This is a genomic window from Clostridia bacterium (assembly GCA_034926675.1).
Taxonomy (GTDB): Bacteria; Bacillota; DTU025; order DTU025; family DTU025; genus JAYFQW01.
Window position 1 is genome coordinate 14173 of record JAYFQW010000003.1, and the last position, 15506, is coordinate 29678.

19 protein-coding genes are annotated in these 15506 nt (G+C 59.3%); 3 read left to right on the top strand and 16 right to left on the bottom strand.

Features of this window, described 5'->3' with window-relative positions; translation table 11 throughout:
* Positions 1–63: 63 nt before the first annotated feature.
* The 15 genes from VB144_01685 to VB144_01755 form a co-directional block, all read right to left on the bottom strand.
* Positions 64–537, bottom strand: a complete 474-nt coding sequence (locus VB144_01685; GenBank protein ID MEA4882367.1) for a hypothetical protein — start codon at positions 535–537, stop codon at positions 64–66.
* Positions 524–901: a rod-binding protein gene (locus VB144_01690; GenBank protein ID MEA4882368.1), complete on the bottom strand. Its 378-nt coding sequence runs from the start codon at positions 899–901 to the stop codon at positions 524–526. The genes VB144_01685 and VB144_01690 overlap by 14 nt, the downstream gene beginning before the upstream one ends.
* 16 nt (positions 902–917) lie before the next feature.
* Positions 918–2054 (bottom strand): flagellar basal body P-ring protein FlgI, encoded by a 1137-nt coding sequence (locus VB144_01695; GenBank protein MEA4882369.1) that lies wholly within the window; start codon positions 2052–2054, stop codon positions 918–920.
* A gap of 14 nt (positions 2055–2068) precedes the next feature.
* Complete coding sequence (locus VB144_01700; protein ID MEA4882370.1) at positions 2069–2725, bottom strand: flagellar basal body L-ring protein FlgH; 657 nt, start codon at positions 2723–2725, stop codon at positions 2069–2071.
* Positions 2722–3630, bottom strand: coding sequence for a flagella basal body P-ring formation protein FlgA (locus tag VB144_01705; GenBank protein ID MEA4882371.1), 909 nt, complete (start codon positions 3628–3630; stop codon positions 2722–2724). The genes VB144_01700 and VB144_01705 overlap by 4 nt, the downstream gene beginning before the upstream one ends.
* 5 nt (positions 3631–3635) lie before the next feature.
* Entirely contained in the window at positions 3636–4424 is a 789-nt protein-coding gene (flgG, locus tag VB144_01710) for a flagellar basal-body rod protein FlgG (GenBank protein MEA4882372.1), read from the bottom strand.
* Between the two features lie 101 nt (positions 4425–4525).
* Positions 4526–5275, bottom strand: a complete 750-nt coding sequence (locus tag VB144_01715) for a flagellar hook-basal body protein (protein ID MEA4882373.1) — start codon at positions 5273–5275, stop codon at positions 4526–4528.
* Between the two features lie 290 nt (positions 5276–5565).
* On the bottom strand, positions 5566–6024 hold the full coding sequence (locus VB144_01720) for a chemotaxis protein CheX (protein MEA4882374.1): 459 nt from the start codon (positions 6022–6024) through the stop codon (positions 5566–5568).
* 58 nt (positions 6025–6082) lie between these two features.
* A complete protein-coding gene (locus VB144_01725; GenBank protein ID MEA4882375.1) occupies positions 6083–6889 on the bottom strand; it encodes a hypothetical protein in 807 nt (268 codons plus the stop codon).
* Between the two features lie 2 nt (positions 6890–6891).
* Positions 6892–7614 carry a molybdopterin-guanine dinucleotide biosynthesis protein B gene (mobB, locus tag VB144_01730; protein MEA4882376.1) on the bottom strand — a complete coding sequence of 241 codons (723 nt, stop codon included), beginning with the start codon at positions 7612–7614 and terminating at the stop codon, positions 6892–6894.
* A 57-nt stretch (positions 7615–7671) separates the two neighbouring features.
* Positions 7672–8220 carry a hypothetical protein gene (locus VB144_01735; protein MEA4882377.1) on the bottom strand — a complete coding sequence of 183 codons (549 nt, stop codon included), beginning with the start codon at positions 8218–8220 and terminating at the stop codon, positions 7672–7674.
* 1 nt (position 8221) lies between these two features.
* The gene (locus VB144_01740) at positions 8222–8419 is read right to left on the bottom strand and encodes a hypothetical protein (GenBank protein ID MEA4882378.1); all 198 of its coding nucleotides are present in this window, start codon (positions 8417–8419) and stop codon (positions 8222–8224) included.
* A gap of 121 nt (positions 8420–8540) precedes the next feature.
* The gene (locus VB144_01745; GenBank protein MEA4882379.1) at positions 8541–8669 is read right to left on the bottom strand and encodes a hypothetical protein; all 129 of its coding nucleotides are present in this window, start codon (positions 8667–8669) and stop codon (positions 8541–8543) included.
* 37 nt (positions 8670–8706) lie between these two features.
* On the bottom strand, positions 8707–9552 hold the full coding sequence (locus VB144_01750) for a DegV family protein (GenBank protein ID MEA4882380.1): 846 nt from the start codon (positions 9550–9552) through the stop codon (positions 8707–8709).
* Positions 9553–9740: 188 nt separating this feature from the next.
* Complete coding sequence (locus VB144_01755) at positions 9741–10718, bottom strand: acyl-CoA dehydratase activase (GenBank protein MEA4882381.1); 978 nt, start codon at positions 10716–10718, stop codon at positions 9741–9743.
* Between the two features lie 311 nt (positions 10719–11029).
* Between VB144_01755 and VB144_01760 the strand changes: the two genes are divergently transcribed.
* Together VB144_01760 and VB144_01765 are read left to right on the top strand one after the other, a co-directional pair.
* On the top strand, positions 11030–12973 hold the full coding sequence (locus VB144_01760; GenBank protein ID MEA4882382.1) for a HAMP domain-containing sensor histidine kinase: 1944 nt from the start codon (positions 11030–11032) through the stop codon (positions 12971–12973).
* Positions 12948–13346, top strand: coding sequence for a response regulator (locus VB144_01765; GenBank protein ID MEA4882383.1), 399 nt, complete (start codon positions 12948–12950; stop codon positions 13344–13346). The genes VB144_01760 and VB144_01765 overlap by 26 nt, the downstream gene beginning before the upstream one ends.
* Positions 13347–13493: 147 nt before the next feature.
* Here the strand turns inward: VB144_01765 and VB144_01770 are convergent, their stop codons facing one another.
* Complete coding sequence (locus VB144_01770) at positions 13494–13994, bottom strand: glucosaminidase domain-containing protein (protein ID MEA4882384.1); 501 nt, start codon at positions 13992–13994, stop codon at positions 13494–13496.
* A gap of 221 nt (positions 13995–14215) precedes the next feature.
* Here VB144_01770 and VB144_01775 point away from each other — a divergent pair, with 221 nt between their 5' ends.
* Positions 14216–15361, top strand: a complete 1146-nt coding sequence (locus VB144_01775; protein ID MEA4882385.1) for a branched-chain amino acid ABC transporter substrate-binding protein — start codon at positions 14216–14218, stop codon at positions 15359–15361.
* The last annotated feature ends 145 nt before the right edge of the window (positions 15362–15506 follow it).

Consider the following 15506-nt stretch of genomic DNA (forward strand, 5'->3'; position numbering starts at 1 on the left):
CGTTCTGACTTGGTTATCGGCATGGCCATTCGATTACTTTAGGCCGGGAATCAGGGGTTCAGATTACTTGTCCCGCCGCCGCTCTGGGCTTACCATTCGCACTGCACTTGAACCGTGTGCTCCAGATTCCTCTGAATCACGTCGCGTCAAGGCACTGCGCGCCCTGCCGCTCTCATCGGACACGCCCCTGGTATCCAGCGCACCTGCTGCACCGGTGGAAGCAAGCTCCCGTCGGAATTTGCTGGCGCACGATGCGCAATATGCACCGGAGGTTATCTGGGTTCCACACGCCCTGCAGTGCAGTCCAAGGCTGTGCGGCGACACCCTCACACGATCCTGCCGCATGAGATGAAGGATGATCTTTTCATCCACTCCAGTCGCATCTGCGATCTCGTCGATAGTCGCGTCCCCGTGCTTCCTGAGGTAGCCGAGCACCCTCTCGGATTCGTCCTGCTCCTTTTGCATACACTCAGAGCATATCGAACGCCCCACTCTGTTGAACAGCTTGCCGCATCTGCTGCAATTATCTAGAGGCACAGGGTCTCACCTGCCTGTTCTTGCGGAGAACGTCCTCCTTGATGAACTTGGCGAGGCCGATCCCACTCCCCCTGGCCATCTGTTGGGCCAATTCTGAATCGAGCATCTCGTTCATGTTGTTCTCTGCCTCCGACGAAAAGAGCCCATCTTTGGGCAGCGAGGCTCTGGCGGACTTGAGCATCGTTTCGATGAAGACCGATTCGAAATCCTCACATGCCTGATCGAGCTTACGTTCCTCCGCAACCGAGTCAGACACAGCCGTACCTGGCTCGGTCGGATGAAGTGATGCTGCGCTATGCCCAAACATCGCGTCAGCGGGCCTCGCCGTGGAAACGGCTGTCACTGCCGAAATCGGATAAGCCAAACCCCACACCTCCGGTTCAGATCACCTGAAGCTCTGCCTGAAGCGCTCCGCTTGCCCGTAGAGTCTCCATGATGCTCATAATATCCTTCGGCCTCGCGCCAACGGAGTTTAGGGCAGTGATGAGAGCCTGTATTGTGGACCCCGCTTCGAGCATCACGGTGCTTCCGCCGAGAACTCCACCGGCGCCGAGATCACTCTCCTCGCCCACCTTCACACTGAAGCCGTTGTACGAGACTGCCGCAGGGCTGACCCTCACATTCCCACCGATCACTACTACCCCGGTACGCGAGTTGAACACCACCTTGGCAGGCGCGTCAGGAGATACTTCAAGCGCTCCCACCTCAGCGACGAACGGCGTGGGGATGTCTCTGAGAGGCTCCGGAACGGAAACCCGCACCGTTCCCGCGTCCAGCGCAGCGCCTACGTTCTCTCCGAACCTGTCGCACACGGCCTTGGCGATTCTGGAAGCTGTGGCGTAGTCCGGGTTAATCAACGAGAGAAGGAGTAGGCCATCGCTCGTGATCATCTGCATCTCAACATACCCTTCGACAGTTGCCCCGCCGGAAATCCGGCCAACAGTGGGGAGCAAATCCGCTCCTGCATTGATTGGCCCCTGAGCCACTGCGTACACCTGCCCGTCGGCGCCAGAGAGCTCGGTCATGAGCAAGACCCCGCCGAGCAGGTTCTTCGCATCACCGACAGATGATGCTGACACATCAATCAGGTCTCCCGGCTTGGCGAACGGGTGTAGGGTAGCCGTGACCATCACTGCGGCCACATTCTTCGATTTGACCTCCAGCGGATCGACTGTGATCTTGAACTTCTCAAGCATGTTTGCGAGGGACCGGGAAGTGAAAGGAGTGCTCTTTGAATCGCCAGTCCCACGAAGGCCCACAACCAGCCCGTACCCGATAAGCTGGTTACCGCGGACGCCGTACACTCGGGTGATGTCTTTCACCCGCACAGTCACACCGCTGACTGGGGATGCAGCAGGCATAACCCCAGTTGGCGCCGTCTCGGCGGGAACTGCCCCCGTGGGAACTGCCCCCGTAGATGCCGAAACCGCTGGCTCTTCCAGCCCTGCGGCGCCGACGCTCGCCCCAAACACGAGGCATACCAGTATCAACCCAGCGAAAACTCGCCATGTGCGCATGTCCGCACCCCCCGCTAGAAGATCCAGTTGAACACCGTGACCAGGCCGTCCCATAATGTCTTGAATACCCCGCCCTTTTCACCAGTGTAGATGGCGCCAGAGAACGCGATCTCCGCATTGGCTACCATTGATGAGGATATCGTGTTGTTGGGCAAGATGTCCCGCTGCCTCACTGTCCCCACCACGGTCATCTGTTCCTTCTCCCTGTTCACCGACACCTCTCTGGCGCCACGTATCTTCAGATCCCCGTTCGGCAGCACCTCGATGATCTCCGCCGTCATGATCCCGGTTAGCCTGCCCGAGCGGCTGGTTTGGGTGGAGTCCTTCGAGGAATCCCCCAAGTCGAGCCTGGCGAGGGGCAAAAAGTCGAAGAGCCCCAAGCCTGGCTTGGCATCCACCCCGATTGCCTTGCCAGTCTGAGTCTGGGTGCGATTCTGAGCATACGACGCCTCTGAGACGATTATCGTGAGCAGATCCCCGACCTGACGGGCCTTATAATCGGAGAACATGGATGTGAACGGCGAATCAGCCGCCTTGTAGAGCGACTGAGCCGATACAGTGCCTACCAGAGCGAGGAGGCCGATTGCGATAGCGAACGCGGTCGTTGCCGCACGCCGAATCGCGGTCCTTCGGAAGCCATTCACCTGGCAAAATGATGCTTTCTTTTTCATTGTTGTGTTTGACCCCCCTGCGTACCGATGATTGCTCGCACAGTGCGGCAATCCACAACGCGAGCGACAACCTCCACTCCAGATGCGGTGTTGCGCACTTTGATCCTCTGCCCTGGCCGCCCATCCTCCAGCGCTACGGCTGGCACGGCCACCTGAACCCCGCCTGTGTCGACCACAAGCGCAACATCTGACTGCCTGACCACAACGGGTGCAGCCGTTATCCTGAGCCATACCGAGACGGTTCGCATCAATGTTCCGTCCACGAGCACCTTCACATCAGCCCGCGGGTTGACTCCATCCGCCCCCGGGGCAGCGACACGCGCATCAAGCCGCACACTGCCAAGGCTCACCCTGGCGCCCTGGGGCGCGTCGTTGCGAACCACAGCCACGTCCTGCTCCGACAGCACATAATCCGCAGACGCGATCAGCGCCTGAGTTGCCGCCCGCTCAACCGCAGACGCCTCCACGAGGAACGTGGCCGCTTCCACAGTCACTTCCGGCGGACCGACGAAGGTGAACATCGCAGGGTCGAGCCTCCTCTGCCTCATGCGCACCTGTATCTGCCCGATATTAACCCTGCGGACGGCGCCTGGGAGAGGCGCCGGTGCAACCTCCACACGCTCGAGCTCTGCCTTGAGCGACTCGTCTGCCACATGGATCTGGGCGATGTCGCCCAGCATTATCTGAGGCCCGCCTGCAACGGCCGGGCTCACCAGCTGAATGATCATCGCAACCGAAGCGCTGGTCTCTCCGGGCTCCAGTGCGCAAGCGACCGCTGCCCCGAGAGGAGCAGGCGATGCATGCGCAGCGCCCGCCACGAGCATGCCCAATAGCACCATCGCTCCAATGAGCGCAGTAGTGCGTGGAGCAGTCGGCATTCCATCAACCCCAGTTCCCGCCCTCACTCACATTACCGCCTCAGGTTGTTGGCAGTAGCCAGCATCTCATCGGAGGTCTGAATCGCTTTGGAGTTGACCTCGTAAGCTCTCTGGGCAATGATCATGTTCACCATTTCCTCGACTACCTTCACGTTCGACATCTCAAGGAACTGTTGTGCGATTGTGCCCATTCCGGTGAGACCTGGAGTCCCCACCGCGGCCTGACCAGATGCGGCTGTGGACTTGTACAGGTTGCGACCGAGCGACGTCAGCCCGCCTGGGTTGAGAAACCGGACAAGCTGGATCTGGCCGAGTTCCTCGGCATCTTCCGCTCCTGCTCTCTTGATTGTCACAGTTCCATCGGTGCCAATGGAGATGTTGGTGGCATCCTCTGGGATCACGATCTCCGGCTGCATCACGAACCCATCAGACGTAACGATGCGACCTTCAGCATCCATTTTGAATGCCCCGGTGCGGGTATAGGCGGTTGAACCATCAGGCATGAGGACCTGGAAGAAACCATCTCCCTCGATCACGAGGTCAAGGGGGTTCTCAGTCTGGACGAAGTCTCCCTGTGAGAAGACCTTCTGTATGGCCGCGGCCCTCGTTCCCAGACCCACCTGAATGCCTGTTGGGACCTTAGAACCAGCGGCGACCGTGCTTCCGGCGGTCCTGAGGGTCTGATACATGAGGTCCTGGAAATCGGTGCGGCTCTTCTTGAAGCCCGCGCTATTCAGGTTGGCCAGGTTGTTGGCGATAACGTCCATGTCGAGCTGCTTAGCAAGCATTCCGGTGGCCGCACTCCACAATGCCCTCATCATGGGGATTATCCTCCTTTATGATGGGCTGCCTCAGTCGTTCAGCAGCCAGCGGCCCCCGCATGCGCGGTCCGGCCGCAAGTAATGAGTAGCGCTGGTTCCGCTTACCCTACCCTTCCGACTTCGTTCACTGCCTTGTCGAGGCACGCATCCTGCGAGACGACCGCGCGCTGCAGTGATTCGAACACTCTATACCCTGCTATCATCTGAACCATCTCACGAACTACGTTCACGTTTGAAAGCTCCACCGCTCCCTGTACGATCCTCGCCTCTCCCGGCGCCGCTTCGCGCATGCCTCCGGTTCCACCCTCTGCCGCGAATAGGTTCGCGCCCTGCTTCGTTAGGACGTCAGGCTCTAGCGGGACCTTGATGAGAAACCTGCCACGGGCGCGCCCTCCTGTGTAGATCGTCCCGTCTGCTGTAACCTCCAGAGCGCCATCCACAACGACAGGGCCTTCAGTAGTGAGCACCCTATTGCCATCGGCGGTGGAAAGATATGATTCAGTATCGAGCCTGAAATTCCCCGCCCTTGTGTACCGCTCCCCGGCAGGCGTTTGCACCGCGAAGCAGCCATCTCCCTCAATGGCGAAATCGAACGGGCAATCTGTGTTCGAGGCCGTCCCGGCTGAACTATCGAAGTAGACGGCAGACGCGTACGCCGCCGTGGATAGCTTGCCTATGGGGGCCTTCCCCGCTCCGGCAAGCATCTCAGCGAATGACTCTCCCACTGCCAGATCGCGCTTGAACCCAGGAGTCGAAGAGTTCGCCAGGTTATTGGCAATAGTCGTCTGCATGGCCTCTGCGAACTTCATCCCTGACGCAGCAGTGTAGATCCCCCTAAGCGTTCTACTCACCTCCCTTCACATCGACCGCGATGAGCGTTCGACCGCTGCCTGCCGCCACCGCCGGCCTATCTCCCCGTTCAACATTCAAGCAAAACTCATGCCATGCGTGATCGCCTGTGTCGTTCACCCGTCAGCAGCCCGGATCTCACCGATGGACCAAACCCTGAGCTGCATCCATGACCGACGCGTGGATGAATCCGGGATTGTAGGCTCACTCTTGAAAAGCGGCGGGGGCGCCAGTTCGACATGGCGCCCTCGATCAGATCATGCTTTTGTTTCTCGAGCCGAGCAAGAATTTCTCACTTCTCCCTGAGAGCCACGTGCACTGTGACGGCGCCGAAGTCGGTATGAAAGGGAATAGTGAGTATGGGCGCGAAAGTAGTCATGATTAGTTCCTTGCCCGTGAGGATTGTCGGAGGAGTCAGGACGCATGAGTATCCATTCTCCGACAGCCCGATGGCGGCATTTCCAGTGATGATGTTCCCGAGCTCCGCAACCGCGCTCTTCGCGATCTCGTCGAACTCCTGGCACTCCTCGCCCATCAGAGCACCGGCAATGCGAAGAGCAACTCCCTCGTCGAAGGTGTAGATGACCTGCCCCTCAAGCTGACCAGTCACACCCAGGATCGTGTTCACATCCGCACCTGTAACAGGCGACAGGTGCATGTTGAGCTGTTCGCGCATAACGTTCATGCCGAACTCCTTCTGGAATACCATGACGACCGCTGACGCAAAAGGATTGATGAACTCCACTTTCATGTGCACAAACGCCCTCCGTTCCACTCCAATCCTTTATCGGCCGGAAGGCCCGTTTTGTTTAGCCCGACGCGCAGGAGTCAACGGCGCTGGCCCATAGCTGCGGAAATGCCAGCGCCATGTCGGCCATCACGCGATCTTCGCGCCAGACCGACATGCGTTCGAAGGCCCGCACTGCGAAGGGCACGACATCTCGGCATGCCTTCTCCTCTGCCCCCGCAAGGCCTCCGTACTCTCGAACGAAAGCCACGGCAGATGCCCACCGATCCATTGTAAACCCAGGTCTATGGCTCACTATTCTCATGCAGCCCTCTCCCACATCATCCATGGGATTGCCCTCTCGGCTGTCGCCGAAATCGATGCCGCACACCTGCCCGCAGGCCACATCGATTACGAAGTTTCCCAGGTTCATGTCCCCTACAAGCCAAGTGCGATGCGGCGCCCCCTGTGCCAGCGTTCGATGGAACAGATGAAGCCATCTGGCGAGCGAGCGGGTGAAGGCCGTTCCGCAGTGGAGATCGCGCGCAACTGGGCCCACAGTGTAGCTCCTGAGCAGAGCAATGTCACTAGCCTTCACGAGACGTGGCGCCGTCACGCCCGCGCGTGCAAGCTCGGCGAGAACAGCCGCCTCCCGTTCGGCAGGGCCCGGCGCCTGGTATATCTTCAGGACGAGCGGCTCTAGGCGTAGGCTGGCAGGCGCCCACGCGTCCCCCTCGCGACATGGCCCATGATCCCCAACATCCGCCTCAATGAGAAAAGCCCTGCTCTTTTTGGATGGCAGGGCCGTCACTACCCTTGCGCCTCGTGCTGAAGCCCCAAGCAAAGATCGAAGGGCCAAAGACGTATCACTCTCAGTCAAACCAGCCATGACTATGCCCTCGTTATCTCGATCTTCACCTCGAGCCCAGGTTCGTACCCCTTCAGCGACGAGAGCATCCCCAGGACGGTCCTGGCCACGAAATCCTGAACAAAAGGCGCCAGAGTGAGGTCATGCCCATCAATGGAGACCAGCGCACCATAACTCACCACGCCTGGCTGCGCGCCCAGGGCCTCATCGCCGACTGCTCCAGCCCATGATCCCGGCCCGACCGCCGACTCTGCCTGGTAAACCGGGACTCTCAATTCAGCCATATCGACTACCTCCTTAACTCGCCTGGCAGCGTCGATCACTGGAATACCGTTGTACGACTCCATCGAGTCCGCAACCTCACCACACACCATGAATGTCTGCGCATCCAGACGCTCGATTATGTCGGGTTCAGTTCTGGCGCATATGATCCTAGGCACGGGCCACTCGTGACCGCCCTCGATGATCACCCAGTCGGTGTGGTAGAACCTGAGCACTTCGTGCACGGGAAGCTTCTCGTATATCATGATGTCTGTCTCGCGCGGAGCAATAGCCGCAACCACGCTGGCTCCGGAAGTGCGATGCCGTGCAGTATTGCTTCCGGGCCTGTCGATCGAGAAGTCATCCTTGTGTATGTTCTTGATAGTGCCAACCGTATAGCCCCGGCGCACCATCTCCGCGGCAATGTGCTCAACAGCGGTCGTCTTTCCGGTACGATGAACCCCCGATACTGCGAAAACCCGCATGTGCACCCTCCACACCATCAAGCACAGCCCGAGCGCCAGTCCACGATGGGCTGTGAACTACTCATCCCGCGATTGCCTGATGATCCCGAAGATCCTGCGTGCAACCGCCCACGCCAATAGACCTCCCCCTGCTCCGGAAACTGCGCCTCCAACAGTTGACGCCATCCACGCAAACGGCGGAAGGCGATAGTAGATCCACGACATCAGCCCCACGCCAGTGGCGTTCGCTGCGGCGCCCGCCAGGAGGCCAGCCGAAAGCGGCAGGCGCCCGCCTGTGTAGCGCCACAGCACAAGATCCACCGCTACTCCCGGAGCTGCGTACAGCCCAATCATGGCGGCTCCCGGGTGCCAAAGAGTCCCAGAAACCCACGCAAGCCCCACCTGCACGACGCCTACGAGAGTAGCAGCCCATGGTTTGCCCGTGAACACCCGACCCATCACGAGCCACATCATGAAGAGCCCTCCAGCCACCGTGCCAGTCGGAAGCCCAAATGGAGCCGTAGCCACGCGCACGATTGGGATGATGAGCGGCTTCACTGCCACTCCTCCCGCAGCAAACAGGGCGATCAGCACCAGATCCCTGGTCGTGTATCGCAGTGGGTCCATTCTATACAGCTCCGCCTGACACTCGGCTGCAAACCCGCCCGATGATTCGCTCAAGCTCCGCTCGATCCCCGTCGCCTAGCAGGAGCATGGGCAGACGCGGAGGACCGCCGTAGCACCCTCGAATATCGAGAGCAGCCTTCAGACCAGCCACTGCCCATCTGCTCGTTGCGGCCCGGTTGACCTCAATGCTGTGCCCCATGGGTGACTTGGCCCCTTTCGCAGAAAAAGCGCAGCCAGAAAGGCTGCGCTCTCCAACTTGATCGTCTCTGGGCCCTGCAGGCCGCCCGGTCCAGCACTGAGCGGAAGCGGTCGGCGCGGGGCTAGGCCAGCTTGAACTGGCCGGATAGCTTCTGGAGATCATGGCCCATCGATGCCAGGTTCTGCGCCGATGCGGTCATCTCCTCTATCGAAGCGTTCACTTCTTCCGCAGAGGCCGATACCTCTTCCACTGCTGCCGCATTTTCCTGCGATATTGCCGCAACATCTCTACACCTCGTACGGCCGCCACACCACTCCTAGGGTTCCTGGGCCAGCGTGAGTGCCTACGACCGGGCCTATCTGGGCAGTAAACAGTTCGGCGCATTCGAATCGCAATCTGATCCCTTCGCTCCACTGCGCCGCCCGCTCCTCCGCATCGGCGTGGAGCACGGCGACTCTGATTGGCTGGGGTGCGCCTCCCATGGACTCTTCCATCAGCTCCAGCACCCGGGGAAGAACACGCCCTGATCCCCGGACCTTCTCAACAGGCGTAACAACGCCATCTGCCACAGAGATTATGGGCTTGATGGCGAGCAGCGTGCCGAGCAGAGACGAGGCCTTGCCAATTCTACCGTTGCGCTGCAAGAACTCGAGGGTGTCAACAGTGAACAGAATCCGGGTCGAGGCTATGGACGAGTGAATGGCTTCCCTCACGCGTGCAGGATCCAACCCTGCCTTCACAGCTCGAGCGCCAGCCAATGCCGCGAAACCCTCGGCAGCGCTTGCGTTTGCCGTATCAATCACTTCGATCTTGCCGCTCTCCAGAGTATCGCGGGCTATAGTTGCGCTCTGGAATGTCCCGCTGAGCTTGGCGGATGCGTGAACCGAGAAGACATAATCGTACTCTCGGATGAGCCTATCGTACACCTCAATGAACTCCGCGGGCGACGGCTGGGATGTGCTCGGCATCGTCTTTGCCGTGCGCAGCCTGGAGAAGAACTGCTCAGATGTGATATCGATCTGGTCGTGGAAGATCTCGTCGCCGAATATCACCGATAGTGGGACCACAGTGATCCCGTTCTCGCGGTACAGCGAAGCCGGCAGGTCCGCTACGCTGTCCGTCACGACTGCCATCTTCAATGATCATTCTCCCTCTCGCAGCATTGCGCTGCCCATGCAGAAGGCCGCCTGATCCAGAGCCGCGACACTCTTCCCGCAATTCGCAGCAGCCTTCAGCAGCATATAGTTTGATAATCAAAGTTTATGACCAGATCGGACTCCTGTCAAGCGCCCAACTCGGCGCCCCGGGCGCCTCTCCTGGTTCACTGCGCCGCCTTCCCAACGCAGCTTGATTCCCATTTCCCGCATCGACCGCCCCACCGGGCAATGACCGTTGAATCGCAAGTGATCTCCACCACATCGCACCTATTCGCGCAGTCGCAGCACTCCCACGACGCAGTGGAGTGCCTCCGCTCGGTCGCCTCCCATCCCACGAATGAAGTTGCTCGAAGCGAATCCACCGCCTGCCTCCGCGCCAGCATAGCCGCGCCAACCGCGCCCATTACATCGAAATGATCTGGCACGAGTATTTGCATTTCGAGAGCGTCCTCGAACGCCTTTCTCATTCCGATGTTAGCTGCTACTCCGCCCTGGAATACGACAGGAGCAGCGATATCCTTGCCTTTCGCCACATTGCTCAGGTAGTTGCGCACCAGAGCCTCGCACAGACCCCGCACGATGCTAGGCAGGGAGCATCCCACCTGCTGCTTGTGAATTGCGTCGGATTCCGCGAAGACCGCGCACCTTCCTGCGATTCTCACTGCGGAGTCGGCCGCGCATGCCAGAGCGCCAAACTCCTCAATGGGAACGCCAAGCCTCTGTGCCTGGTGCTCAAGGAACGACCCAGTGCCTGCTGCGCACAGTGTGTTCATGCCGAAGTCCACCACAATGCCAGAGCGCAATACGATGATCTTCGAGTCCTGCCCGCCTATCTCAATAACGGTACGCACATCGGGAGCTGCCGCCATGGCGGCCACCGCATGCGCAGTTATCTCATTCTTGACGACATCTGCTCCGATCACAACGCCGGCAAGCTTTCTGCCACTGCCAGTCGTGCCAGCGCCGAGCACGCAGAAGTCGGGGTGGGCATGGGCAAGCGTGCGCATGCCGTCCTTCACAGCGTCTATCGGCTTCCCCTGAGTACGCAGATAGACAGAGTCGATGTACTCCTCCGACTCGCCAAGAAGAACCAGATTAGTGCTCACTGAGCCTACGTCAACCCCGAGGTATCCCCGAGTCACATTACCGCCCCCACGTTCAAAGCTTGCCCGCAAGGCAGGCATGCGATTCTGCGCCGGTCCGGTCGATGGCGCCAGAATCGCCTCCGATCAGCGGCAGACGCGTACACCCGAGGCCAAGTGCCGAAACATCCAATCCGGTACGCCCAAACCGTGCAACATTACACCGAATCATGCTGGTATTTCACGATATCGCGTAGAAGGGCGATACAGCTCTCCGTCGAATTCTGTGGCAGTTAGACTGCGAAACGAGATTCTTCCATTGATATGGAGGAGGGCGCAGGATTCCTACGAATCGCTGCAGTACGGGTTGCATGATGATCATCCAGAATCGTCCCTCGTTGCGTGCCATCAGCCTCCATGTGAAGCTTCTCGCCCTTGCTCTTCTCGTGACTGTTCCGCTGTTGATCACGAGCATATGGGGAGCAGTCAGCAGCGCCAGGATCTTCGCCAAGATCGAGGTCCAGGCGAATCGGAGATGCGCAGAGGACCTTAGTGACGGTTTCACTGGCTATCTCAGCCGCCTGTGGGATGCGCAGGAGAGAATATGCGCACCCGTCTGCAGGCCGGAAGCGTCGTCTCAGTGTTCCCGCGCGTACCCGAACTGCCTCGATAAGTTCGAATCATATCCCGCGGTGGCGGCGTGCGCCATTCTCACACCTGATGGTTCACCCCTGGCATCTACCTCTGCATGGAAGCAGCCTGCGGACGTCCGCGGAGAAGAGTGGATGAGCAGCATCGCCTCGGGCGCGGATTCAGTGGTTTCGGGCATCGTGACAGATCAGGAAGATCCGGATGCAGACCCCCTCATCTACGTAGCGACGGCGCTTCGTAGCGGTAAATCAGTGAATGCCATCACCGTGGCGCAAGTCAACGTGCGAATCGTCGGGAAGATCCTGTCTCAGCGCCAGTCCAGCGCGAGTGGATTCGCCCTCGTGGACCCGACAGGCCGCGTGGTGCACTGGCGGTTATCCCGTGACGACCCGCAGACGTTTGTTCTGGCAGTCTTCGACCACGGCTGCGATAGTGCGGATCTTCTTGGAGGCGGCGACTACGTGGCTGCCAGTCACGCGAGTCCGCGAGCCACGGGCAGCATCGGACACGTGGCCATGGTGGCCATGGTGGCCATCCGCTCGGTGGGATGGACAGCGATCGCAATGAACCGTCCCAACGTGGCAGCAGTCACGGCGCGCCTGAGCGCCCGAAGGTGGCTATTGGGAACCGTCGCCTGCATGATACTCGGGGCCACTGCCGCATGGGACATTGGGCACTCCATAGTGTCGCGCGTGGGCGCACTGGAGCAGGCCGCCAACGCACTTACCGCCGGCGACTTCTCTGCCCGGGTCGGCCTTCGCGGGGAGGATGAGTTTGCATCGGCGGGGCGGGCCTTTGACCGGATGGCCAAAACTCTTTCCGATCATGAGATAATCTGCGACAGGCTCGTGAGAGTGTGTGCACACGAACTCCGAAACCCTCTTGCCTCCATGAAAGGCGCGGTCTCCCTGATGCGCCTGCAGACTGCCTCGAATCCTTCAGGTCACGAGCTGGAGGTCCTTATTCAGGTGGTCGAGCGAGCGTCCGATAGGATCTCGGATCTGCTCACTCAGGTGATCCAAACCTCCACAGTTTCCCATTCTCAGCGACTGACCAAGCGTAGCCTGATAGACATGCGCGACGTGGTGAACAGCTCACTCCGGTCGCGCGGAGCATCCTGCGCAAGCGGCCGCCTGGTGGTCTCTGGCGCGGATTCCGCCAGCCTCGCTGCTCCGGTGCTTGGGAACAGAGAGCAACTCGCCATAGTAATCGAAAATCTCGTAGGCAACGCGGAGAAGTACTCCATGGGACGGGGTCGGATCAGAGTGATGCTCACAGTACATCCTGCCGAGGAATCTGCCGAACCGAGCCGCGATGGCGGCAAAAGCAGCAAGAGCGCAAATCACAGGCGGCATCACCGGACGCAAGGCGGAGGTGGGGTGGGCGCTGTCCATCTGACGGTATCTGATGACGGCGTTGGAATCCCCGAACGCGATCTCGACACGCTCTTTGACGTGTTCAAACGCGGCAGCAATCTGGAGAATTGCGATCCTGGCGGCATGGGTTTGGGGCTGTACGTAGCACGTATCATAGTGAGTCAGCACGAGGGAAGAATATCAGTTAGGAGCAATGAGGGACAAGGCTCATCTTTCCATGTAGAGCTTCCGATTGCATCAACGCCAGATGGGAGGAATCCTGATGGCCAGGGTCCTAGTAGTCGATGACGAGCCCGACATTGCGATGATCCTCCGAGAGATTCTGGAATGGGACGGATATGAAGTGACCGTGGCTTCAAATGGAGTCGACGCACTCTCACGCCTTGAATCCGGAGTCATCCCCGACCTGGTCATAGCTGATCTGAAGATGCCTCGAATGGATGGCAAGGAGCTCATCGGCGAAATGCGCGGCAGCCCAAGAACAGCCCGGATACCGGTGATCCTAGTGACAGCGGCAGTTCCCCAGGCAGACGATTTCCCACCAAAAGATGCTTACCAGGGATTCGTAGCGAAACCCTTCGAGCTGTCGGAGATACTCGCAGAAGTCAGCAGGGTGCTTGGCGTGAGGACTAGCTTTCAGCCTGCACAGGAATCGCAGTAGTCAGCACCGCACAGTTGAGGCATCCCGTGCCGGGAATCCTTCCGCTGCCCGCGTGACCGCGCCAGGATTCCCGGCGTTTTCAGTCGCCAGATGACTCATTGGCTCACACGGCGCCGATTGTCGCGAAATCACGCCGCGCCATGGCGCCTAGCTGACTCTCATGTGTCGTCTCATGATGGCTGTCAGCTTCTCAGCGTACTTCGGATCAGTAGCGTATCCACATCGCTGGAGTTCCCAGGCGAAGGCGATGGGGTCGTCGCGGACCGCCATTGCAGAGGCGTACCGAGGTGAATTGGCAATCAGCTGCGCATAATCGGAAAAGGATTCTTCATAGCTGTTGTACGCCCTGAACTGCGCCTCCACCACGATCTTCTTGCCCTTAGGATACTCATGGTCATTGTGAACTACGTATCCTGCTGGCCCTTGTCCCTTGATATTGAACAGGTTAAGGGCCTCCTTGCCTGTTGCCTTGTCTCTTACAGGCGCGGAAAGCCACCCCGTCTCCAGGGCAGCCTGGGCCAGCATGACTTCTACGGGTATGCCCGTGGTTTCGTGCACGCGCTCTGCGTGGGGCATCAGGAGCTGAACGAACTCGTCAGGAGTCATGGCAGTTGACACACCTCCGAGATGAAGTATACTTATGTCCAAGTTTATGCTATTCCACGTGCACAAGGAAGGTTACTTCTCCATTCTTGCATTCGCCGTGGGATACTTGATCGCATATACACGCAAGCTCGCAGGACAATGCATGGCCTCAGGAGAATATGGAACCCTGCCATGGATAGGCATGGCGCTGTTAACTATCAGGTGGCAGTCCAGAAGAACCGAAGACCCGTTGAGGCCAATAAGACTATGGGAGGTGTTGTTCAGTGAAGAAAAATCGGTCGGGATTGCTGCTCCTAGTCCTCATGGTGTTCGCCCTATCACTCGGCGTCGCCGTGCATGCCGGCCCTGAGCCTATCAAGATCGGTCTACAAGCGCCCATCACGGGCCCCTGGGCATACGAGGGCGAAATGGCACGAAATAGCGTGCAGATTGTGGCAGATGAGATCAACAGGGCCGGAGGAATCCTCGGACGCCCTCTGGAGATCGTCCTCGGCGATGATCAGGGCTCCCCGAAGCAGAGCGCGCTAGTAGCGCAGAGAATGCTAAGCGAGAAGGTAGTCGCCGTTGTCGGCACATATGGATCCTCAGTCAACGACCCCGCTTCAGCCATCTATGAGCGGGCGGGATTGGTGAATATCGCCTACGGATCCACAGCGGAGAAGCTCACTGAGCAGGGACGTAAGTTCTTTTTCAGAACATGTTTCAGGGACGACAGGCAAGGGTCATTCTTCGCCAAGTTCGCCACCGACACCCTAAAGGCAAAGCGTGTTGCCATCGTGCACGATAACACCACCTTCGGCAAGGGCCTTGCCGAGGCAGCGCGAAGGCCTCTCGAAGCCGCGAAAAAGGCTGACCTGGTGTTTTACGATGCAATAACCCCCGGCGAGCGTGACTTCACCGCGATTCTCTCCCGCATGGGCAAGACCAACCCAGATGTGCTCTATTTCACAGGCTACTACTCTGAGGCAGGTCTTGTCATCCGCCAGATGCGCACCCTTGGGATCAAGGCCACATTCGTGGGAGGCAATGCCGCCATCAACGATGAGTTTGTGAAGATCGCCGGGCTCGACATGGCCAAGGGCGCTCTCATGACACAGGAACCATTGCCCAAGGATCTCGCCTATCCTGAGTCCAAGTCCTTCCTTGCCGAGTACCAGCGCAGGAACAAGGAGATTCCGAGCAGTCCATGGCCTGTCTATGCCGCCGATGGCCTCAAGTGCATTGCAGCGGCGATCAAAGCGGCCGGGTCCACTGACTCAAAGAAACTCGCAGACTACCTCCATGATAAGCTAGAGGATATGCCTGGCATCACCGGTCCCATCTCATTCGACGAAGTCGGCGACAGAGAGGGCGCAATCTACCTAGCTTACCAGGTGACGGCAGACGGCAAGTTCGTGCCGCTCCAGTAGTCTTGAACTGATGGGAGGTGTGCGCACGGGGCGTCCCTCCACTACGCCTTCTATGCCGCTCCGCGGCGCCAAGCTGGTGTAACCGAAGGGCCGGCGGCGGTTTACAGCCGTCGGCCCGTGCGCTGGCAGTGGGCGCAGCCTGAGA